The 21,915-nt window shown below is 72.5% G+C and carries 22 protein-coding genes; 4 read left to right on the plus strand and 18 right to left on the minus strand.

The features are described 5' to 3' along the window. Positions 1-135: 135 nt before the first annotated feature. A complete protein-coding gene (locus O7602_RS25620; RefSeq protein ID WP_281585164.1) occupies positions 136-1,635 on the plus strand; it encodes a SulP family inorganic anion transporter in 1,500 nt (499 codons plus the stop codon). Then, the gene (locus O7602_RS25625) at positions 1,635-2,078 is read left to right on the plus strand and encodes a MerR family transcriptional regulator (RefSeq protein ID WP_281585165.1); all 444 of its coding nucleotides are present in this window, start codon (positions 1,635-1,637) and stop codon (positions 2,076-2,078) included. The genes O7602_RS25620 and O7602_RS25625 overlap by 1 nt, the downstream gene beginning before the upstream one ends. A 33-nt stretch (positions 2,079-2,111) precedes the next feature. Here the strand turns inward: O7602_RS25625 and O7602_RS25630 are convergent, their stop codons facing one another. Next, entirely contained in the window at positions 2,112-2,732 is a 621-nt protein-coding gene (locus O7602_RS25630; RefSeq protein ID WP_281585166.1) for a TetR/AcrR family transcriptional regulator, read from the minus strand. Positions 2,733-2,869: 137 nt separating this feature from the next. Here O7602_RS25630 and O7602_RS25635 point away from each other — a divergent pair, with 137 nt between their 5' ends. Further along, positions 2,870-4,129 (plus strand): hypothetical protein, encoded by a 1,260-nt coding sequence (locus tag O7602_RS25635; protein WP_281585167.1) that lies wholly within the window; start codon positions 2,870-2,872, stop codon positions 4,127-4,129. Between the two features lie 66 nt (positions 4,130-4,195). On the opposite strand, the gene O7602_RS25640 is transcribed toward O7602_RS25635, so the two are convergent. Further along, positions 4,196-5,095, minus strand: coding sequence for a hydroxymethylglutaryl-CoA lyase (locus tag O7602_RS25640; protein ID WP_281590520.1), 900 nt, complete (start codon positions 5,093-5,095; stop codon positions 4,196-4,198). Between the two features lie 78 nt (positions 5,096-5,173). Between O7602_RS25640 and O7602_RS25645 the strand changes: the two genes are divergently transcribed. Then, the gene (locus tag O7602_RS25645; RefSeq protein ID WP_281585168.1) at positions 5,174-5,830 is read left to right on the plus strand and encodes a GntR family transcriptional regulator; all 657 of its coding nucleotides are present in this window, start codon (positions 5,174-5,176) and stop codon (positions 5,828-5,830) included. A gap of 58 nt (positions 5,831-5,888) precedes the next feature. Here the strand turns inward: O7602_RS25645 and O7602_RS25650 are convergent, their stop codons facing one another. The 16 genes from O7602_RS25650 to O7602_RS25725 all read right to left on the minus strand — a co-directional run bounded on the left by O7602_RS25650 (position 5,889) and on the right by O7602_RS25725 (position 21,903). Continuing rightward, entirely contained in the window at positions 5,889-6,848 is a 960-nt protein-coding gene (locus O7602_RS25650; RefSeq protein WP_281585169.1) for an oligopeptide/dipeptide ABC transporter ATP-binding protein, read from the minus strand. Then, a complete protein-coding gene (locus O7602_RS25655) occupies positions 6,845-7,846 on the minus strand; it encodes an ABC transporter ATP-binding protein (protein WP_281585170.1) in 1,002 nt (333 codons plus the stop codon). The genes O7602_RS25650 and O7602_RS25655 overlap by 4 nt, the downstream gene beginning before the upstream one ends. Continuing rightward, complete coding sequence (locus O7602_RS25660) at positions 7,843-8,709, minus strand: ABC transporter permease (protein ID WP_281585171.1); 867 nt, start codon at positions 8,707-8,709, stop codon at positions 7,843-7,845. Before O7602_RS25660 ends, O7602_RS25655 begins: the two co-directional genes overlap by 4 nt. Next, the gene (locus O7602_RS25665) at positions 8,702-9,715 is read right to left on the minus strand and encodes an ABC transporter permease (protein ID WP_281585172.1); all 1,014 of its coding nucleotides are present in this window, start codon (positions 9,713-9,715) and stop codon (positions 8,702-8,704) included. Before O7602_RS25665 ends, O7602_RS25660 begins: the two co-directional genes overlap by 8 nt. After that, positions 9,715-10,350: an isochorismatase family protein gene (locus tag O7602_RS25670; protein WP_281585173.1), complete on the minus strand. Its 636-nt coding sequence runs from the start codon at positions 10,348-10,350 to the stop codon at positions 9,715-9,717. Before O7602_RS25670 ends, O7602_RS25665 begins: the two co-directional genes overlap by 1 nt. Positions 10,351-10,361: 11 nt before the next feature. Next, positions 10,362-11,573 carry a CoA transferase gene (locus tag O7602_RS25675; protein WP_281585174.1) on the minus strand — a complete coding sequence of 404 codons (1,212 nt, stop codon included), beginning with the start codon at positions 11,571-11,573 and terminating at the stop codon, positions 10,362-10,364. Between the two features lie 152 nt (positions 11,574-11,725). Continuing rightward, entirely contained in the window at positions 11,726-13,147 is a 1,422-nt protein-coding gene (locus O7602_RS25680; RefSeq protein WP_281585175.1) for an FAD-dependent oxidoreductase, read from the minus strand. Next, entirely contained in the window at positions 13,144-13,950 is an 807-nt protein-coding gene (locus O7602_RS25685) for an alpha/beta hydrolase (RefSeq protein ID WP_281585176.1), read from the minus strand. Before O7602_RS25685 ends, O7602_RS25680 begins: the two co-directional genes overlap by 4 nt. Before the next feature lies 1 nt (position 13,951). Then, positions 13,952-14,542 carry a BMC domain-containing protein gene (locus O7602_RS25690; protein WP_281585177.1) on the minus strand — a complete coding sequence of 197 codons (591 nt, stop codon included), beginning with the start codon at positions 14,540-14,542 and terminating at the stop codon, positions 13,952-13,954. Between the two features lies 1 nt (position 14,543). Continuing rightward, positions 14,544-14,831: a EutN/CcmL family microcompartment protein gene (locus tag O7602_RS25695; RefSeq protein ID WP_281585178.1), complete on the minus strand. Its 288-nt coding sequence runs from the start codon at positions 14,829-14,831 to the stop codon at positions 14,544-14,546. Positions 14,832-14,850: 19 nt separating this feature from the next. After that, on the minus strand, positions 14,851-15,483 hold the full coding sequence (locus tag O7602_RS25700; protein ID WP_281585179.1) for a hypothetical protein: 633 nt from the start codon (positions 15,481-15,483) through the stop codon (positions 14,851-14,853). 1 nt (position 15,484) lies between these two features. Further along, entirely contained in the window at positions 15,485-16,645 is a 1,161-nt protein-coding gene (locus O7602_RS25705) for a class I SAM-dependent methyltransferase (protein ID WP_281585180.1), read from the minus strand. Continuing rightward, positions 16,642-17,415 (minus strand): hypothetical protein, encoded by a 774-nt coding sequence (locus O7602_RS25710; protein ID WP_281585181.1) that lies wholly within the window; start codon positions 17,413-17,415, stop codon positions 16,642-16,644. Before O7602_RS25710 ends, O7602_RS25705 begins: the two co-directional genes overlap by 4 nt. Positions 17,416-17,449: 34 nt before the next feature. Next, positions 17,450-17,749, minus strand: coding sequence for an ethanolamine utilization microcompartment protein EutM (gene eutM, locus O7602_RS25715; RefSeq protein ID WP_104114777.1), 300 nt, complete (start codon positions 17,747-17,749; stop codon positions 17,450-17,452). 90 nt (positions 17,750-17,839) lie between these two features. Next, positions 17,840-19,846 (minus strand): hydantoinase B/oxoprolinase family protein, encoded by a 2,007-nt coding sequence (locus O7602_RS25720; protein ID WP_281585182.1) that lies wholly within the window; start codon positions 19,844-19,846, stop codon positions 17,840-17,842. Then, positions 19,843-21,903: a hydantoinase/oxoprolinase family protein gene (locus O7602_RS25725; RefSeq protein WP_281585183.1), complete on the minus strand. Its 2,061-nt coding sequence runs from the start codon at positions 21,901-21,903 to the stop codon at positions 19,843-19,845. The genes O7602_RS25720 and O7602_RS25725 overlap by 4 nt, the downstream gene beginning before the upstream one ends. Between the last annotated feature and the right edge of the window lie 12 nt (positions 21,904-21,915).

Genomic DNA, 21,915 nt, shown 5'->3' on the forward strand with positions numbered 1-21,915 from the left:
GGCGACCCCGACGGGTCCAGGTGGCGGGGTCCCCGGCCCGGCAGGTCCGACTGTCGCTGGTCGTCGTAGCCGCGCCCCGTCGGCGCGGGATGGAACTGTGCGCGTCCGCGTGACGCCCCGAGTGGAAATGGCTGTATGTCTTCTGTGCTGTCCGCGGTCTCCCGGCCGCGTCTGTCCCGTCCGTCCTGGCTGTCGCCGAAGGTGTTCCGCACCGAGGTCCTCGCCGGCCTGGTCGTCGCCCTGGCCCTGATCCCGGAGGCGATCTCGTTCTCGATCCTGGCCGGGGTCGACCCGCGGGTGGGACTGTTCGCCTCGTTCACGATGGCGGTCACGATCGCGATCTGCGGCGGCCGACCGGCGATGATCTCCGCCGCGACCGGAGCGATCGCCCTGGTGGTGGCGCCACTCGCGAAGGAGTACGGGCTGGACTACCTGATCGCGGCGGTGATCCTCGGCGGCGCGATCCAGGTGCTGCTGGCGGTGCTCGGCGTCGCGAGGCTGATGCGGTTCATCCCGCGCAGTGTCATGGTCGGCTTCGTCAACGCCCTGGCGATCCTGATCTTCGCCGCCCAGGTCCCGCACCTGCTCGGCGTGCCGTGGCTGGTCTACCCGCTCGTCGTCGTCGCGCTGGCGATCATGGTCGGGCTGCCCCGGCTCACCCGCGCCGTGCCGGCGCCGCTGGTCGCGATCGTGGTGCTGACCGTGGTCACGGTGGCCGCGCACGTGGCGGTGCCCACCGTCGGCGACGAGGGCGCGCTGCCGAACAGCCTGCCCACCCTGGGCCTGCCTGAGATCCCCTGGACCATGGACACCCTCACCCTGATCGCCCCCTACGCCCTGGGGATCGCGCTGGTCGGGTTGATGGAGTCGCTGATGACCGCGAAGCTCGTCGACGACATCACCGACACTCCGTCCAGCAAGACCCGTGAGTCCTGGGGGCAGGGTGTGGCGAACATCGTCACCGGGTTCTTCGGCGGCATGGGCGGCTGCGCCATGATCGGGCAGACGATGATCAACGTGAAGGCGTCCGGCGCCCGCACCCGCCTGTCGACGTTCCTGGCCGGCGTGTTCCTGCTGGTCCTGGTCGTCGCGCTCGGCGATGTGGTCGCGGTGATCCCGATGGCCGCCCTGGTCGCCGTCATGATCATCGTGGCGGTGTCGACGTTCGACTGGCACTCCGTCGCCCCGGCCACCCTCAGGCGGATGCCGTACGGCGAGACGACCGTCATGGTGGCCACCGTCGCCACCACCCTGGCCACCCACAACCTCGCCATCGGCGTCGTCGTCGGTGTGCTCACCGCCATGGTGATCTTCGCCCGGCGGGTCGCCCACCTGGTCGAGGTCACCAGCGTCCTGGATCCCGACGGCGGCACCCGGATCTACTCCGTGCACGGGGAGTTGTTCTTCGCCTCCAGCAACGACCTGGTCGGCCAGTTCGACTACGCGAACGACCCGGAGAACGTGGTGATCGACATGACCCACGCCCACGTCTGGGACGCCTCCTCCGTGGCCGCCCTGGACGCGATCACCACCAGGTACGCCGCCCGGGGCAAGACCGTGGAGATCGTCGAGCTGAACCAGCCCAGCGCCCGCATCCACGACACCCTCGCCGGGCAGCTCGGCGTCGGCCACTGATGGCCCCCGCCGACAGCCGGGGCGCCGGGCCGGAGCCGCACGCCTCCGGCCGCCTCATGCAGATCGGCGAGGCCGCCGAACGGGTCGGGCTGAGCATCCGCACCATCCGCCACTACGAGGAGGCCGGCCTGATCGTCCCCTCCGCCCGCAGCGAGGGCGGCTTCCGCCTCTACACCGAGCCCGATCTCGACCGACTCGCCGTCGTCAAACGCATGAAGCCTCTCGGGTTCACCCTCGACGAGATGCGCGCCCTCCTCACCGTCCTCGACGCCCTCGACACCACCACCGGCGCCGACCGCGCCGAACTGCTCGACCGGCTCGCCGCGTTCCACACCGCCGCCACCACCCGCGTCACCGCCCTGCGTGACCAACTCGCCATGGCGGAGGGCTTCGCCGGCACGCTCCGCGCCAAACTCGACCACCACGGCGGCCCTACGCGCTGAGCACCACCCCGCCGGCCCCGAGGTGGCTGCGGCTCATGTGGCATCCGACGCCGGATCGACCACGCCGTGCAGGAACACGTCGACAAGCGTCTCGACCGGAGTCTCCGCGCCGCCGTGCTCCCCTCGCCGGCCCATGAGAATGCCGAGGAACAGGGCGGCGAGCTGTTCGACAGGCAGTCGCAGCGCGGCCCGGTCGGGTTCGAGCAGTCGAATCACCGCCTGGCGGGTGCGCTCGACCGCCGCCGCCCGACCGCCGGTCGCGCTGTTGTCGGCCGGCCCGCGACGCTCACCTCGGCGACCGCTGCCGTGCAGCGCCCCGATCACCGCGCCCATCCGATCCAGGTAGGCATGCAGGGTCGCGGCGGCCTCGGTCAACCTGGCAGCCAGGGGCTGGTCCAGCGGCACCGCGTCGAGTTCGGCCAGCACGAGGTCGTTACGCAGGGCCGCCGACACACAGGCGTCCAACAGCTCATCCTTGTCGGCGAAGGCCCGAAAGACTGTGGCCTCACCGATCCCGGCCGCTTTCGCGATCTGCAGGGTGGTCACCGCGGAGCCGTGCTCGACCAGTAGTGGCAGCGCCGCTGCCACGATCATCTCGCGTCGATCCTGCGCGTTCATCCCCGGCGCTCTGCGCCGGCCGGGCGTCTCAGTCATGCCCACCAAGGTACGGAGTGAAGACTCACTCCGTCAATGAGCTTTCCTCGGCCATTGACAAAGGATCGACACCCGTGGAAGCCAAATGCCGATAGTGTTCTGCACCACACCGTCCGCGCGTCCTGAAGGGTCATGCCATGAGCGTTGGTCGTCGGCGGCGGCCGGGAACTGTCGCCGCCACACTGCTTCTCCTCGCCGGGGTGACGATCCCCGCCGGCCCCGCCGAGGCGGCGAAGAGGGGTCCGGACCTCGCGGTCGACGCCTCCGGGACCAGGATCCCGCTGGGCGTTGCCAAGAAAGTCGTCTATCTGAAGATCAGCAACCTGGGGGACGAGACCCCCGGCGACGTCGTCGTCAATGTCCGCCAGCCGCAGGAGGGCCCGGACCCACTGCCGGTCGCCCTGCTCTGGCATTCAGGGGGTGGTGTGGGCGAGTGCGACGGCGACTTCGGTGGGTTCTACTGCCGACTGTCGCCGGAGCTGATTCCGGGGCCGGGTGAGACCGTCGACGTTCCCATCGACGCGAATGTGTTCGGGGGTGCGGGACCCTACGAGGGCAGGTTCGAAGCCTCGGTCAGCATCAGGCCGGAGAAGGACGCGAATCCGGCTGACAACACCAGGTGGTTCCCGTTGACGCTTGTCGACGAGCCCCGTGCCGACCTCTCGTTGGTCGCCCGGGACGTGAAGCAGTCGGTGCGGCTCGGCGCCGACGGCCGGCCCCGGCCCACCGGGACGCTGAACCCGGGTGAGACGGGTGCGGTGTGGCACACCGTCGCCAACCAGGGCCGGAAGGCGGTCCGCGGGGTACGGGTCACGCTGCGCCTGCCCAAGGGCGTGACCTTCACCAGGCCGCCGACCCAGTGTGTGGTGGCCGACGCCGGGCGCTCGGCGGTCTGCACCTACGCGGGCCTCACCCTCGTTCCGGCTGCCGAGGACACCGATCCGAAGGACGCGATCTACTCGGCGGTCGAGCTGTACAACCTGGTGACGACTGCGGCATCCGCCACCGCTCCGGCGACGTTGCGGGGCGGAACCGTGCAGGTGGAGGGCCTCGCCGAGCGGGCGACGAACGACCGCTCCGAGCCTGCGCGGGCCGAGTTGCCGGCGAACGCCGTCGCCGTACGGGTGGCCGACGTGGACCACAGCGACAACCGGGACGGGTTCGCCGTGGTGCTGGCCGCGAAGAGCGGCGGTGGCGGTGGCGATGGTGGCGTCGGCGGCGGTGACGGTGGTGGCGGCGGTGACGGTGGCGGCGGGTTGCCGGTCACCGGGCCGCAGGCCGGGCTGATCGGCGGGATCGGCGTCGCGGCGCTGGCGGTCGGAGGTGCGTTGTTCCTCGCTGCCCGGCGTCGCCGGATGGTCCTGGTGACCCCCGAGGACGAGCGGCCGACGACCTGACCTGGCCTGCCGATGCGGTCCGTCTACGGTGGACGAACGATGGGCGGGCACGGTGTCCCGGTGGTCTCAGGCCGGCTCGCCCGGGAACCAGCCGGCCCGGCCGAGGGCGCCCGGCAGGCTGGCCTTGCCGAGCCGGTCACCGATCCAGGCCGCCGTCTCGATCAGCCCGCGGGGGTCGAGGCCGGTCTGGTGGCCGGAGCGGTGCAGGGCGTAGACCAGGTCCTCGGTGGCGACGTTGCCGGTGGCCGCCGGGGCGAAGGGGCAGCCACCGATGCCGCCGACGCTCGCGTCGAGGACGCTCACGCCGGCCTCGACCGCCGCCAGGGCGTTGGCGATGGCGGTGTTGCGGGTGTCGTGCAGGTGCAGGCGCAGCGGCACTCCGGGCGCCGCCGCGCCGGCTGCGGCCACCAGGTGCCGCACCTGGGCGGGGACTCCGACACCGATGGTGTCGGCGAGGGCGATCTCGTCCGGCTCGCCCTCGGCCAGCCGGGCGACGAGCTCGCCGACGGTCGACGGGGCGACGTCGCCCTCGAAGGGGCAGCCGAACGCGGCGGCGACGGTGACGCTGGCCCGGCGGCCGGCGGCGTGGGCGGCGGTGGCGATCTCGGACCACGCCTGGACCATGGTGTCGACGGAGGCGCCCTGGTTGCGCCGGCTGAACGTCTCGGTGGCGACCACGACGCAGTTCACCTCGTCCACCCCGGCGGCGAGGGCACGGTCGAGGCCGCGCCGGTTGAGCACCAGACCGATGTACGATACGTCGCTGCGGCGCGGCACCTCGGCCATGACGGCTTCCGCGTCGGCCATCTGGGGCACCCGGTCGGCGCGGACGAACGACACCGCCTCGACCCGCCGGGCTCCGGCGTCGACGCAGCGCCGGATCAACTCGATCTTGCTCGCTGTCGGGAGGATCTCGGACTCGTTCTGCAACCCGTCCCGGGGGGACACTTCCACCACGCGCACCATCATGTGTATACAATCTCAGACCGGCGGGCGGGCGGCAAGACACCGGCCGCGACATCGCTTCAGACCACGGAGGCACGGGTGACCAATGCCGGGCAGGACGCCTACGAGGCGTTGCGGAGCGCGATCCTGAACGGATCCATCCGCCCGCGGGAGCGGCTGGGCGAGGTGGAGCTGTCCTCGCAGTTCGGAGTCAGCCGGACCCCGATCCGGGAGGCCCTGCGCCGGCTCACCGCGGAGGGGCTCGTCGTCTTCCAGCCCAACCGGGGGGCCCGGGTGGCCGAGTGGTCGCTGAGCGACCTGGAGGACACGTACGAGATCCGGGCCCGGCTGGAGAGCTACGGCGCGGCCCTGGCCGCCCAGCGCATCGACGCCGACTGCCTGCCGAGGCTGAGCCTGCTCTGCGACGAGATGGAGCAGCGGGCGCAACGGATGACCCCGCAGGACCTGGACGACATCGCCACCCTCAACGCGGAGCTGCACGGTCTGGTCATCGGCGCCGCCGGCAGCCCTCGGTTGACCTCCCTGCTCTCGGCGGTGGTGGAGGTCCCGCTCGTCGTCCGGGCGTTCCGCCTCTACACTCCGGACGCGCTGGCCCGCAGCATGGCCCACCACCGTGACCTGGTGGCGGCCCTCGGTGCCCGCGACGCCGAGTGGGCGTCGAGCACGATGCGCGCGCACGTGCTGGCCGCCCGGCGGGTGCTGCTGGCCGCCATGTCCGACAACCCGGAGCTCTGAGCGCCCCGGGGCACGCCGCTCCGACCGGCCCGGCCCGGCCATCGGGCCGCCGGGCCGGTCAGCTCCCGGGTGCGCCCGGCTTGATGCAGGCCACCGCGCGGTCGGCGTCGAACGGGGTCAGTCGCACCTCAGTTTGTACACATCGGTCCTCCCCAACCGGGCACCGGCCGTAGAGGACGCAGCCGCTCGCCTTCTCCGTCGGGCTCAGCGGGTCGCCGATCAGGCGGGCCGGCGGCAGCTCCTGGTCGGGGTCCACGGGCAGCGCCGCGGCCAGCAGGGCTCGCGTGTAGGGGTGCTGCGGGTCGGCGAAGACCCGCTCCGAGGGGCCGGTCTCCACCACCCGCCCCCGGTACATCACCGCGATCCGGTCGCTGACGTAGCGGACGGTGTGGATGTCGTGGGAGATGAACAGGTAGCCCATGCCGAGTTCGGTCTGCAGGTCGGCCAGGAGTTGCAGGATCTGGGCGCGGACCGACAGGTCGAGCGAGGAGGTGGGTTCGTCGAGGACGATCAGGGACGGCTCGGTGACGATGGCCCGCGCGATGCCGACCCGCTGCTGCTGTCCACCGCTGAGCTCACCGGGGTAGCGCCGGGCCATCTCGGGTGCCAGCCCCACCTGGTCGATGACCCGGGCGACCCGGCTCCGGCGGTCGGCCGCCGGGGTCTTCGGCTGGTGGATGGCGAGTGGCTCGCCGACGATGTCGGCCACCCGCATGCGCGGGTTCAAGGACTCGAACGGCTCCTGGAAGATGATCTGCGCCTTGGCGCGCAGCCGGCGCAGCCCGGCCGCGGGCAGCGCGAGCACGTCGGTGCCCTGGAAGCGCACCGAGCCCCGGGTCGGCTCGATCAGGCGCAGGGCCAGCCGCCCCAACGTCGACTTGCCCGAGCCGCTCTCCCCGATGATGGCAAGCGTCTCGCCGGCGTTCACGGTCAGCGACACGTCGTCGAGGGCGTAGACCGTGGTGGTCCCGCCGACGGGGAACTCCTTGCTGACGTTCGTCAGCTCCAGCAGGCTCACCGGACCGCCTCCCTCTCCTGCGACAGGTGACACCAGTACGTCCGGCCCGAGGCGGTGGTCGTCGGCTCCGGGAACACCTGCCCGCAGGGCTCGAAGGCGTGCGGGCAGCGGGCCCGGAACGGGCAGCCGGCCGGATAGTCGACCAGATCCGGCAACCGCCCGGTGAGGTGCACCAAGGGCTGGCCCGGCCGGGGAACGGCCCGGACCAACGCCTGCGTGTACGGGTGCTGCGGGCTGGTGAGCACGTCACGGACCGTGCCGTGTTCGATGACCTTGCCGGCGTACATGACGACCACCCGGTCGCAGTACTGGGCCACCACCCCGAGGTCGTGGGTGACCAGCAGCATCGAGCGGCCGTGCTCCTGGACCAGGCCCCGGATGAGGTCGAGGATCTGCCGCTGCACGGTCAGGTCGAGGCCGGTGGTCGGCTCGTCGGCGATGACGAAGGCCGGGTTGAGCAGCATGGCCATGGCGATGACGACGCGCTGGGCCATCCCGCCGCTGAGCTGGTGGGCGTAGCCGTCGAGGACCCGGTCCGGGCCGGCGATGCCGACGTCGGCCAGCGCGTCGCGGGCCCGGTCCCGGGCGGTGGAGTCGGAGCGGACGCCGTGTGCGGCGAGGATGTTGGCGAACTGCCGGTGGATGCGCATCACCGGATTCAGCGCGCTGAACGGGTTCTGCGCGATGAAGCCGATCTCGGCGCCGCGCAACCGGCGCAGTTCGGCCGCGCGCAGGCCGAGCAGGTCGACGCCGTTGAAGCGGGCGGTGCCCCCGACCACCCGCCCCGGTGGGCGGACCAGGCCGAGGATCGACCGGATGGTCACCGACTTGCCGCACCCGCTCTCGCCGACCACGCCGACGATCTCGGCCCGGTCGACGTGGAAGTCGACGCCGTTGACCGCGTGCACCAGCCCGTCGGGGGTGTCGAAGCGGGTGGTGAGGCCGTTGACCTCCAGCAGCCGGGGCTCCCGGTCCGCGACCGCGCCGGGGGCGCTCATCGCTGCCTCGCCCGGCCGAAGGAGTCCTGCAACTCGTCGCTGATCGCGTTGAAGCAGAGCACGGTCAGGAAGATGGCGAGTCCGGGGAAGACCGATACCCACCACTGGCCGGTCGTCATGTTCTGCGCTCCTGTCTGGATCATCGCGCCCCAACTGGCGTCGGCGGCGTTGATGCCGATGCCCAGGAAGGACAGCGAGGCGATCACCACGATCGAGTGGGCCACCGCCAGCGACGCCTGGGCCAGGATGATGCCGGTCATGTTCGGCAGCACGTGCCGGAACATCACCCGGGGTCCGGTCGCGCCGATGGCGTGGGCGGCCTCGACGTAGCGGCTCTCCCGGATGGTCAGCCCCTCGCTGCGGACCAGCCGGACGAACCGCGGGACGTTGATGATGGCGATGGCCACCACGACGTTCTCGATGTTGTTGCCCATCAGGGCGACCAGGGCGATGGCCAGGATCAACAGGGGGAACGCCTGGAAGACGTCGAGCGCGCGGACCACGCGCTCCCCCCACGGTCCCCGGTGCAGGGCGGCCAGCCCGAGCATGACGCCGACCACGAGCGAGATCAGCATGCCGGCGAGGGCCAGCGGGATGTCCACCCCGGCCGAGGCCACCAGGCGGCTGAAGACGTCGATACCGAACTTGTCGGTGCCCATCCAGTGCGCGCCGTCGGGCGCGGCGAGGGTGTCGGGCAGCGGCTCCGCCGGATCGTACGGCAGCGGCGCGAGGTAGGCCGCCGCCAACATGCCGGCGAGGATGCCGGTGGGTACCCACAGGCGCAGGCGTCGACGACCGCGGCGGGGCTTGCGGGGCTTCGGCGCGGTGACCGTGGTGGGGTCGGCGGCCAGGGTCTCAGTCATAACGCACCCTCGGATCGAGCACCGCGACCAGGATGTCCAGTGCGGTGAATGCCAACAGGGTTCCCAGGCCGGCGGCGAGGATGAAGCCCTGCACGGCCGGCATGTCGAGCTGGAGGATGGAGTCGATCGCCCACTCCCCGAAGCCACCCCACGAGAAGATGGTCTCGATGATCGCCGCGCCGCCGAGCAGGGCAGCCAGCAGGATGCCGCCGTAGGTCAGGATCGGGGTGCGGGCCTGCCGGAAGGCGTACGCCAGCACGGTCCGCTCGGACAGGCCGCAGGCCCGGGCGAACTCGACCTGCTTGGACTCCAACGCGGGCACCAGGGAGGCGTAGGTGCTGCGGGCGAAGTACGCCGAGTAGTAGATGCCCAGGGTCAGCACCGGCAGAATCGAGTGCGCCACCGCCGAACGGAAGATCGTCATGTCACCGGCGATCAGCGAGTCGACGAGCAGGGCCCCGGTCACCGTCGGCGGCGGCTCGTCCATCAGACCGAGCCGGCCGACCGGGGCCGGCGCCCACCCGGCGAGATAGAAGCAGAGGTAGATCAGCAGCAGGGCGAGGAAGAAGTCGGGGATCGACTGGAACGTGGTGACCACGAAGCGGGAGCCCCGGTCGGCCAGGCTGCCCTTGTAGTACGCGCCCAGGGTGCCCAGGCCCACACCGAGCACCGCGGCCACGATGAGCGAGAGGATCACCAGCTCCAGGGTGGCCGGGGCGAAGCGCAGGATCTCCGACAGGATCGGCCGGTCGGTGTAGTACGACGATCCGAGGTCGCCGTGGACCAGGCCGCCGAGGTAGTCGACGAACCGCTCCCACAGGGGCCGGTCCAGACCGAGGCGTCGCTCGATCGCGGCCAGTTCCTCCGGGCCGGCGGCCGGTCCGGCGATGACCCCGACCGGGTTGCCCGGCAGCGCGTTGACCAGAAGGAAGGCCAGCACGATGACCGAGAGCAGCCCCACCGGCAGGAAGAGCAACCGCCGTCGGGCGTAGCCGAGGACCCGCATCACATACCTCCCGGTCCGAGCAGCGCCATGGCTTCGTCCAGGGCCAGCACCTCGGCGTACTTGGCGCCGAGGTCGAACAGTGCGGCCTGGTGCGGGCGCGGGTCGCGGTCCAGGCACGCCTCGGCGACGACGAGGGGGACGAAGCCGTGTTGCAGGGCGTCCACCGCGCTGGCCCGGACGCAGCCGCTTGTCGAGGCCCCACCGACGACGAGGGCGTCCACCCCCAGAACCCGCAGGGTGCTGGCCAGGCTGGTGCCGAAGAAGGCGCTGGCGTACTGCTTGGTCACCACCGTCTCGCCGGGGGCCGGGGCCAGGACCGGCGGGGCGGCGGCGAATGCGCTGCCCTGTTCGAAGACCCGCAGGGCGGGCACCTTGCGGGCGAAGAGACCGCCGTCCGCTCCGCCCGGGCTCAGTTGCACCCGGGTGTGGATCACCGGCACGCCGTGGCGGCGCGCGGCGTCGAGCAGTGTGGCGCAGGCCCGCAGGGCCGGCGGGTCGGTGTCGCCGGCGTAGAGCGGCGAGGCCGGGTCGAGGTAGGCGCGGACGAGGTCGACCAGGAGCAGGGCCCGGCGCGAGCCGCGACCCAGGTCGCCGCCGAAGCCGGCCCTGCGGTAGTCGCCCTGGAGGTCATCCACCGTGGCCGCCCCTAGATGACGCCGCTGGTACGCAGCGCGTCGATCTCGGCGGTCTCCAGCCCGACTATGTCGCTGAGCACCTCGTCGGTGTGTTCCCCGAGCTGCGGCCCGGCCCACTTGATCCGCCCCGGGGTCGCCGACAGCCTCGGCACCACGTTCTGCATGGGGAACTCGCCGAACTCGGGGTGGGCGACGCGGACGATGGCCTCCCGGGCGGCGAAGTGCTCGTCCGCGAGCATCTCCGGGGCGCGGTAGACCCGGCCGACCGGGACGTCGTGCTTGACCATCACCGCCATCAGCTCCTCGGTGTCGTGCTGCGCCGACCAGTTCGCGATGATGCCGTCCAGCTCGACCTGGTGCCGGCCCCGGCCGGCGTGGGTGGCGAAGCGCTCGTCGGTGCCGAGTTCGGCCATGTCCATGGCCGCGGCCAGCCGCCGGAAGACGGTGTCCTGGTTGGCCGCGATGAGCACCAGTCCGTCGTCGCGGGTGGGATAGACGTTCGAGGGGGCGATGTTGGGCAGGATGGCGCCGGTGCGTTCGCGGACGTGACCGGCCAGGGCGTACTCGGGCAGCAGCGACTCCATCATCGCCAGCACCGCCTCGTAGATCGCCGAGTCGACCTTCTGGCCCCGGCCGGTGCGGTCGCGGACCCGCAGCGCCATCAGGGCGCCCAGGGCGGCGAAGGTGCCGGCCAGGGAGTCGCCGAGGCTGATGCCGACCCGGCTGGGTGGCGTCTGCGGGTCGCCGACGACGTAGCGCAGGCCACCCATGGCCTCGCCGACGGAGCCGTAGCCGGGGCGGGCGGAGTAGGGCCCGTCCTGGCCGAAACCGGAGACCTGGACCATGACCAGCCCGGGGTTGGCCTCGGACATCTGCTCGTAGCCCAGGCCCCAGCGCTGCATGGTGCCGGGCCGGAAGTTCTCCACCACCACGTCGCACTGGGCGATCAGCCGCCGGGCCACCGACTGGCCCTCGGGGGTGCGCAGGTCGACGGTGATGGACTTCTTGTTGCGCGCCACGATCGGCCACCACAGCGACTTGCCGTGCGGCTTCTCCTGGCCCCACTCGCGCATCGGGTCGCCCTGACGCGGGGGTTCGCACTTGATGACCTCGGCGCCGAAGTCCGCCAGGAGTTGGCTGCAGAACGGCCCGGCGAGCAGGGAACCGAACTCGACCACGCGTACGCCGTGCAGCGGTCCCTCGTGGTGCAGATCGCTAGACATGAACACCTCTCATAGCAGCCACCAAGTGGTTGTTGTATACAACAGGCAGGCGGGACTCGATGTCAACAGCGGTTTCTTCCGGCCAGATTCAGATTCGCGCCCACATTCGGACGTTCATGCATACACAGAACGGTAGGGAGGCTCGACGTCCGTCACGCCCGTCCGCCCAGCCGCCGGCCGAGCAGCCGCCCGAACGCCAGCGCCGGCGTCACCGCCATCCCCCCGCAGAACGCCGCGCCGCTGGTGGCCCCCATGCCGATGGCCTCACCGACGGCGTGCAGCCCGGCCACGACCGCGCCACCGGGCCGCCGGACCCGCAGGTCGGTGTCGACGTCCAGCCCGCCGAAACTGCACAGCAGCGCGGCCACCGAGCGAAGGGCGTAGTAGGGCGGCCGGACCAGGGGGTACGCGGGCGCCCGGCGGCCCAGCGGGTCCACCCCCTGCCGCACCGCGAGGTGGTACGCCCGTACCGTCTCGACGAGCCCGTTCGCGTCGATGCCCGCCCGACGGGCCAGGTCGGCCAGGTCGTCGGCGACCCAGGCCACGTCCCCCCGCCGCGCCTCCGCCCGGAACCGCTCCTCCCCCCAGGCCGGCACCAGGGGTGGCCCCGCCGCCAGGGCCGCCGAGTCGCAGACGATCCAGAACTCGCCCCCCGGCTGCTCCTGCACGGCCCGCTCGTGCCCGGTGACGTCGTCGAGGTCCTCGGCGACGAACCGGCGCCCGGCCGCGTTGACCCAGATCTCCCGGGGCGGGCGCTCGACCGGCGCGAGGTGCGCCAACTCCGACCAGAAGTCCACCCGCCCCGGCTGGGAGCGGCGTTCGAGCAGGCCGAGCCGGGGGGTGTGCAGATCGGCGAAGCGGACCTCGGCCCCCAACGGCGTGGCCATCTCGATCGCCGCGCCGGTGGAGGTCGGCACCGCGTTGGTCACCAGCCGGGGCCCGCCCGGGGTCAGCTCACGGAACAGGTCCGGGTTGGCGCCGTACCCGCCGGAGGCCAGCACCGTGACTCCGGCGCGGACCTCGCGGGGGCCCTCGGGCGTGTCCAGGAACGCACCGGTGACCGCGCCGCCGGCGCTGGTCAGCCGGGTGGCGCGCGAGCGCAGCCGCAGGGTGACCCGGCCGGCGGCCACCTGCTCGTCCAGCAGCGGACGCAGCGTCTCCCGGATCGACCGGCCGTGCCCGGTCCCCCAGTAGGTCCGGGGCCGGGAGTACGGGGAGTGCCCGTGATAGACCACAGGTGTGCCCGGGGCGAACGGGAAACCGTGCTCGTCGAGCCAGTCCACGACACCGGCGGCCTCGTCGACCGCCAGCCGGATCAGCGCCGGGTCACCGCGGTGGTGCCCGATGCGCAGCACGTCGGCGTAGTGCCGGTCCGGGTCGTCGTCGATACCCGCCTGGCGTTGCCGCCGGGTGCCCGCGGCGCTCATGTGCCCGGCCGAGACGCTGAGCGTGCCGCCGATGTCGGTGCCCCCGTCGACAAGTTCGACGCGGAGCCCGGCCCGCGCCGCCTCGATCGCGCACGGCAGGCCGGCGGTGCCGGCCCCGATCACCAGCAGGTCGGCCTCCCCGCTCATCGCGCGCCCGCCCGGTCGTGCCCGACCCGGCCGGTGGTGACGAAGGACGACACCACGGCGGCGTACTCCTCCGGCACCCGCCAGGGCAGTTGGCCGGTGGTGTCGGTCAGCCGCACGGCGACGGCGTCGGGACGGATCGCCTGCGCCAGCGCGTCGCCGTCGGCGAGCATGTCGCGGGCGGCGGTCAGCAGCAGCACCGGGCAGGGCAGGGCGCGCAGTGGCTCGGTCGGGTCGTAGGCGAACGCGGCCCGGTACGCCCAGTTGTACCGCTCGAAGACCGAGGCAATGTTCGCCACCGCGAGGTTGACCAGCTCCGGCGGCCCCTCCCAGATGTCGAGGTAGCGGGCCCAGAGCTCGTCCAGGTGCCGTCCGGCCGGGTCGATCGGCTTGTCCGGCGCCCAGGAGGCGCCGAGGCGTTCCCGCTCGGCCCGGTCCAGCACCAGCCCCGACAGGATGGCGTGGGTGACCCGGTCGGGGCCGGCGAGCTGGGCGACGGCCAGGGCCAGCGAGGCTCCGGTGTGCTGCCCGGCGACGGCGAACTCGGTGACTCCGAGGGCGTCGACGGCGTCGAGCAGCAGGCGGGCGTAGCCGGGGATGTCAAGCGACTCGCGGGGCGGGTCGGAGAGCCCGTACCCGGGGGTGTCCAAGGCGAACGCGCGCAGCGTGCGGCCGAGGGCGGGCAGGGCCGGGGCGAAGACGTTCGACGCCTGCGGCGACTCGTGGAACAGCACCACGGCGGGTCCACCGGTGCCGGCGGTGCGGTAGTGGATCTGCGCTCCGGGCGGGCCGACGTATCCGCGCATGTCACTTCCCTCGGGGTCGGGGGGTGGGGGGTTCGGGGGGTGGCTCGGACGGGCCGGCGGTGGGCGGACGCCGTTTCGGGGCGGTCGAGCGCGCGGCGCGCCGGGTCGGGCCCCCGCCGGCCTTGCGGGCCGGTCGGCCGGCAAGCTCGGTGGGCGGCGACGCGGCGGGTCCGCTGGGCGGCGACGCAGGGGCGGGCTCGCCGGGCGGCGACGCGGCGGCGGGCCCGGGGTCGGGGTCGGGCGACTCGGCCCCGTCGGCGGCGGGAGGTGGCGCGGTGGTCGGTGGCGCAGGCGGCGGCGTCCCGCCGGCCCGGGGTTCACGCAGCAGGTCCGTCGGCACGGTGGGTCGACCGATCACGGTCGTCACGGCGGTCCCGCCGATCGCGGCCACCGCCCGCCGGGCGCTCTCCACCGCGGCCGTGACCGAGGCCATGTCGCCGACGAGGGAGACCGTGACGAGTCCGTCGCCGATGCGTCGTACGCCGATCAGCCGCACCTCGGCCGCCTTGCCCATCACGTCGACGGCGACGATCGAGGCGGTCAGTCCCCGTGTCTCGACCATGCCGAGCGCACCCGCATCCCACAGATCCACGTCAGTCCTTCACGTAGTTGAGCCACGCCTCGGTCTCCAGCCGGTCGACGATCGCGACGATGCTGGAGTCCACCGGCGCCTGACCGGGTTGCCGCAGCGCCAGCCGCGCGGCGCCACCCGTGGCGATCAGGACGACCTCGCCCCTGCCGGCGCCGACGGTGTCGACGGCGACGTAGGGCTCCCCGGCGGGCGTCTCACCCAGGGGCGCGACGACGAGCAGCTTGGCCCCGGTCAGCGCCTCGGACTTGACGGTGCTGACCACCGAGCCGATCACCCGGGCGACACGCATGCCGAACCACCTCGTTTCTCTAGCGTCGCTGCGACCAGGGCTTCGTCTCGAACGCCCGACGGACCGCCTCGCGGGCCGACTCCACCTCCGAGTGCAGCCCGGAGACCCACAGCCGGCCGAACTGGCCGACCCCCCGGACGTCGATGATCTTGACGCCGGCGGACTTCTCCACCTCGTTGCCGACCGCGGAGATGTAGGCGGCGGGCTGGCACTCGACCACGAGCATCGACTCGCCGGCCACCAGCAGGGAGCCCTTGCGGGACCGGTTGACCAGTTGCGCCTGGTAGGCGTCGATGTTGGAGACGACCTTCGCCGAGACCAGCTCCGCCGGCTGCGCGTCCGCCTCGGTGATCCCGAGCAGGTCCAGGATGGTCTGACCGGCCTGGCGCACGGCGTCCTGCGACATCGAGTGCAGCTCGGTCATGCCGTACTGCCGCTCGACGACCTGGGAGCCGGGGCGGACCCCGGCGGCCTTGACGGCGGCGTCGACCAGGGCGTAGACGTCGCTGCCCGGGGAGATCTCCAGGTAGAGCTCGGACATCCCCTCGACCACCGGGTCACCTGACATCACGCTGCCGAGCAGGGCGGCCATCTGCGGTTGGAGCCGGTCGACGAACGCGAAGGTACGCAGCTCGACGTCGTTGCGGGCCATCTCAGCGCCGGCCCACGAGCAGCGCGAGGGTGCCGCTGCTGCGCCGCTCACCGCTCTGCAGCACCCGGCCGGTGGGGGTGGAGACCTCCTCGACGCACTCCCGCTTGCAGGACAGCTCGGTGCAGTCGCCGGTGAACCCGGCGTCCCGGGCGGCCTGGACCAGGTCCATGTCCCGCATCGGGCCCCAGAACGGCTCGTTGTTGTTCCAGGTGTCCCAGTCGATGAGGAACTGCACGAGCGGGTCCAGCCCGGCGTAGCCCGGGAAGTCCGCGTGGATCATCATGCCGCCCGGGGCGAGCAGCCGGTGGCACTCCCGCAGCACGGCGCGGACCGCCTCCGGCGGCATCTCGTGCAGCAGGATGTGCGAGACGACCAGGTCGAAGTGCCCCGACGGGAAGCCGGTGGCCTCGGCATTGCGCTGCGCGAAGTGCACCTTGCGACCCAGGGACTCCGCCCGGCCGTGACCGTAGCGCAGCAGGGCCGCGCCGACGTCGATGCCGTGCACCTCCGCCTCGGGATAGGCGTCGACGTAGGGCAGCGTGGAGTTGCCGACGCCGCAGCCGATCTCCAGGATGCGCTTGGGACGGAAGTCCTTGTGCGTGGCCTTCAGGTAGTTGTTCACCACCGACTGGCCGTAGTCGTCGTTGAGCTCGCCCATCTGGCCGGTGGCGTAGACGTAGACGCCCCGGTCGTAGAGCGCCCCGGCGGTGACGTCGCCGGGGACGTACTCGCCCCGGTAGCCGCCGGGCATGGCGTGGATGTCGATGCCCCAGAAATACCAGGGCAGGACGAAGTCGGGGTCCAGCTCCAGCGAACCGAGGGTGCGTCCGGTCCGCTCCGCCCTGGCCCGCAGGTCGTCCAGTTGCCGGGCGATGCTGTCGGCCACCACGTTCCAGAGCAGGTCCTGGCTCGCCCGCCGCACCGAGCTCCAGAGCTGGTAGTACGGCTCGGGTTCCATCGCCCGGCGGACCGTCTCCCGGTCCCGGGGCGGGACGCCCATCTCCTGCTGGTAACGGGGCACGACGCGGTGCGCGTACAGCTCCCGTACCCCCGGGGTCACCTCGGTCGAGATGTGCGACTTCAACGCCCGGACGAACGTCTCCCGGGCCAGTTCGTCGTGGTTCTCCGTCGGCAACAGGCCGTGCCGCTGCTGTTGTTTCACTTGTCCTCCCCCACCTGCGCGAAGGCCTGCCGGATGACCTCCCGGTAGGACTCCGGGGTCTCCTCCCGCACGATCTCCTCGCGCCACTCGTAGAAGACCCGCAGCACCCGGGCGACGAACGCCGCCGCCTCGGCGTCCCTGGTCTCGGCGTCCCCGGCGGACGGCGTGAAGTCGTCCACCGCGCCCCGCTCCACCACCCGCCGGTCGGCCAGCAGCTGTTCCAGGGTCATCACCCGCTCGCGCAGCACCCACACCTCAGAGGTGAGGGTCACCATCGTGGAGACCAGGGCCTCCATGCCCGGCTCGGCGAAGAACTGGGGACGGGCGCCCTTGGCCTTCTTGGGCAGCAACTGTCCGGGCAGCGGTTGGGCCTGCTCGGGGCTGCCCACCCCGGGCCCGCCGTAGGCGCCGAGCGCCCGTAGCGTCTCGGTGGCGACCGTGGACGCGTCCGCGTCGGGGTTGGCCGACACGACCGCGGCGGCGATGGTACGGATGGTCCGCTCCGCCTCCTCCGCGGCCTCGCAGCCACACGAGCAGCCGTCGGCGTCGTCGCAGCCGCCCTGGGGCGCGCCGGGGGCGGTGCCGACGGGGGCGGTCGGCGCCGAGGCCGACGACGCGCCCGCCGGGCCGCGCCGGACGTCGACGCCCAGCCCCTGGGCGATGTCCTGGGCGTGCGGCGAGATCAGGTCACCCGGGCCCAGCAGGACCTCGCGCGGCCCGTCCGACCGGGCGACGTCTTCGATATCGACAGCAGTCCACACCCGACTCATGTCTCAACTCCTTCGATGAGCACGCGGGCTCTGGTCAGGACTTTGTTCCGCCTCGGCTCGACCCGGTCGGCAGGATCGCCTCGACCTCGTTGTGCGGGCGGGGGATGACGTGCACCGAGACGACCTCGCCGAGCCGGGAGGCGCTGGCCGCCCCGGCGTCGGTGGCGGCCTTGACCGCGCCGACGTCGCCACGGACGACGACGGTGACCAGGCCACCGCCGATGTACTCGGTGCCCACCAGGACGACGGTGGCGGCCTTGACCATCGCGTCGGCGGCCTCCACCGCCGCGACCAGGCCCCGGGTCTCGATCATGCCCAGCGCGGACATCTGCAGGTCAGCCATGACAGTTCTCCTCTGCGAGTTGGTCGGCGGGCGGGTGCCCGCCGTTGCCCAGGACCGTGGCGGTCTGGAAGTGGGGTGGTCTCATCGCACGGTCACCTGCCGGGCGATGTGGTGCACGAGCGCCTCCAGCGGGGACTGCGCCGGTCGCTTGTCGGGGGTCGGCGGCCCGCCGGCGTCGCGGCGGTGGGCGGGCGTCGCACCGGCCCGTGGGCCGGGAGGCGTCGACTCCTGCCGCGCCCCGGGGCCCGCCGGTTCCCGGGGTGGGGCCAGGCCGGTCTCGGTCAGGCAGCGCTCCCGCAGTTCCGCCAACGTGCCGCCCCGGTCGAAGCGGGGCAGGTCGCCACGGCCGGCCGCGAGTTCGGCGCGTAGCGCCCGGGTGCGCTCGGCGTCGACCCGGCCGTCGGCCAGGACCACCCCGTAGCGCCGAGCGCCGTCGACGGTGACCAGGCCCCGCTCGACGTCGTGGCGGACCTGCTCGGGGTCGCGTTCGAGCGGATCGCCCCAGCCACCGCCGCCCCAGGTGACGAAGTGCAGCAGGTCGCCGGGGCGGACCGCGACGTGGTCGCACTTGGCCGGGACCACCTGCCGGGAGCCGTCGGCGCGTTCCAGGAGCTTCGTGCCGCGTTCGCCGGGCTCGCCGCCGAGCACGCCCCAGGGTTTGGTGAACCACCTGTCGTCGTGGATCGAGACCTCGCCCGGTTCGAGGAACCGGTAGCCGACCCGGATGCCGTTGCCGCCCCGGTGCCGACCGGCGCCCCCGGAGTCCGGGACCGACTCGTAGGACTCGATGCGCAGCGGGTAGTACGCCTCCAGGTACTCGTTCGGCACGTTGGTGAACGAGGGCCACATCGAGTGTCCGTCGAAGCCGTCACCGACCGGCCGGGCGGGCACCCCGCCGAAGCCGATCTGGTAGAGCTGGAACCACTTGCCGTGCCGATCCAGGCCGGAGTACATCAGGTGCGGGCTGGAGGAGAAGCCGGCGGCGGCGAGGAAGTCCGGCTGGCACTGCCCGAGCAGCCCGGCGAGCACGTCGAAGAGCCGACCCAGGGCATGGGTACGACAGGAGATGGCCGCCGGTCGCCGGGGCTTGAGCAGGCTGCCCTCGGGGATGCGGACGTCGACCAGGGGATAGAACCCGTCGTTGAACAGGATCATCGGGTCGACGGCCATGATGGTGTAGACCCCGAAGAACATCCGCAGGACGTTCTCGTTGAGCAGGAAGTTGATCGAGCCGTCGGCCTGCTCGCTGGTGCCGGTGAAGTCGAGCACCACCCGGTCGCCGTCGCGCCACAGCGAGCAGCGGATGCGGAACGGCCCCTCGCCGCGTCCGTCGTCGTCGACGAAGTCCTCGAAGGTGACCGGCTGCTCGGGCACGACCTGGCGGAACAGCTTCGCCATCGCCTGCCGGTTGCGCTCCAGCAGCAACTCCAGGGTGGACAGGTAGGTGTCGGCGCCGAAACGCTCGCAGAGTTCCCGGACCCGGGTCTCGGCGGTGCGGCAGGAGGCCAGGACCGCGTTCAGGTCGGCCCGGTTCCAGCTCGGCAGGCGCACCTGGTTGAGCACGGTGTCCAGGAGTTGCTGGTCGAGCGTCCCGGCGCGGAACAGCTTCACCGGCGGGACGATGACGCCCTCCTCGTGGATCGACACCGCGTCGGTGGGCAGGCTGCCGGGGACCTTCCCGCCGACGTCGCTCATGTGACCGAACATCGCCGCCCAGCCGACCAGCGCCTGCTCGAAGTAGATCGGCAGCAGCACCAGCCAGTCGTTGGCGTGGCTGATGGCGCCGTCACAGGCGTACGGGTCGGAGGTGAAGAAGACGTCGCCCTCCTCGACCGTGCCGTCGTAACCGGAGAGGAAGCCGTCGATGAACGAGCCGAACTGTCCGGCGACCATCCGCCCGCGCCGGTCGGCGATCAACGGGAAGGCGTCGTGCTGCTCGCGGATGCCAGGTGACATCGCGGTACGCAGCACCACGGCGTCCATCTCGAAGCGGGCGTTCCGCAGCGCGTTCTCGACGATGTCGAGCACCGCGGTCTCGACCTCGACGCCGCGCGCCGGGCGTGCTGTCTCGACGATGACCGCACTCATCGGTTCCCTCCCTGCTCGGCGGGCAGGATGAGCAGGTTGCCCAGCCTGTCGACGCGCGCGACACAGCCCGGCAGGACCAGGCTCGTGGAATCCATCTCGACCACGATCGCCGGCCCGGCCAACTCGTTGCCGGCCCGCAGGGCGGTGCGGTCGTAGAGCGCGGCCTCCTGCCAGCCGCCGTCGACGTAGACCTGCTGCCGGCCGACGATCGCCTGCGCGGCGTCGCGGTCGCCGGATTCGATCTCGACGGGGGTGATCCGTTCCGCGTGGGACACCCCGACGGCCCGGATGTTGACGATCTCGTGCCGCTCCTCCAGGGCGAAGCCGAACAGGCGCTTGTGGGCCTCGTCGAAGCCGCCGCGCAGGTCGGGGATCATGGCCGTGCCCCGGCCCGCGTCGACCTCGACGGAGACCTCGAAGCCCTGGCCGTGGTAGCGCACGTCGGCCTCGTACCGCACCGAGCGGGCGTCGTCGGGAACTCCGGCCCGGTCGAACTCGGTGTCGATCTGGGCGGCCAGGTCGGTGAACTCCCGCCGCAGCAGCTCCTCGTCGACGTCGTCGAGCGGGCGGACCAGGGACCGGTTGGCCTCGGCCCGCACCCCGGTCGAGGCGTCGCCGTACGCGCAGAGCACCCCCGGCGACTGCGGGATCACCACCGGCCAGGAGCCGAGGAGCTTGGCCAGGGCGTTGACGTGCAGCGGGCCGGCGCCGCCGAAGCCGAACAACGCGAAACGCCGGGGGTCGTAGCCGCGCTGCACCGACACCAGCCGCAGCGCGCCGAGCATGTTCTCGTTGACGATGTCGATGATCGCGGCGGCGGCGGCCTCCACCGACACCCCGAGCCGGCTCGCGACCGTGCCGACCGCCGTGCGGGCCTTCTCCACGTCCAGCGGCATGGCGCCGCCGAGCAGGGCGTGCGGCAGGTAGCCGAGCACGACGTTGGCGTCGGTGACGGTCGGCAGTTCGCCGCCGCGTCCGTAGGTCGCCGGGCCGGGCAGGGCGCCCGCGCTGGCCGGGCCGACCCGCAGCGCGCCGGTCAGTTCGGGGACGTGGGCGATGGAGCCGCCGCCGGCGCCCACGGTCTGCACGTCGATCGACGGGGCGCGGACGGCGAGGTCGGCCACGGTCGTCTCGCGCCGGATGGCCGGGGTGCCGTTCTCGATCAGGGCCACGTCGGTGGAGGTGCCGCCCATGTCCAGGGTGAGCAGGTCCGGGTGGCCGGCGGCCGGGCCCAGGGCCACGGCGGCGGCGACCCCGCCGGCGGGTCCGCTCATCAGCAGGCTGACCGGGATGTCCTCGGCCCGCTCGAAGGTCATCAGCCCGCCGTCGGAGCGCAGCACCCGGCGCTCGCCCAGGAGCCCTTCGGCGACGAGTTTCGCGCTGAGGTTGCTCAGGTAGGAGCTGACGCCGGGGCGGACGTAGGCGTTGGCGACGGTGGTCAGGGTCCGCTCGTACTCGCCGAGTTCGGGCAGGACCCCGGCGGAGGTGGAGACCGGCACGCCGGGGGCCTCGGCGGCGGCGATCTCGGCGGCCCGCTGCTCGTGGGCGGGGTTGGCGTAGGAGTTGACGAAGCCGATGGCGAGGGCGTCCACGCCCTGGTCGACGAGCTGGCGGACGGCGGCCCGCACGGCCGCCTCGTCGAGGGGCTCGACCTGCTCGCCCCGGGCGTCGACGCGGCCCCGGACCTCACGGACGTCCTCCAGCGCGACCAGCTCGGCCGGCCGGTCCCACACGATCCAGCCGCCCAGGCCGCCGGGGACGAACGAGCGGGCGATGTGCAGGACCTGCCGGTAGCCGACGGTCACCACCAGGCCGACCCGGGCGCCCCGGCGTTCCAGGACGGCGTTGGTGGCCACCGTCGTGCCGTGCAGGAACTGGCGGATGTCCGCGGCGCGGGCCCGGGCGTCCGCCAGCACCCGGGTGACGCCCTCGATGACGCCGACGGACTGGTCCTGAGGCGTCGAGGGCACCTTGGTCCGGCGGGTCTTCCCGGTCGCCTCCTCGATCAGAAGAACGTCCGTGAACGTGCCACCGACATCGACTCCTAGGCGGTACATCAGTGCACATCC

The sequence above is a fragment of the Micromonospora sp. WMMD1128 genome (assembly GCF_027497235.1).
Classification (GTDB): domain Bacteria; phylum Actinomycetota; class Actinomycetes; order Mycobacteriales; family Micromonosporaceae; genus Micromonospora.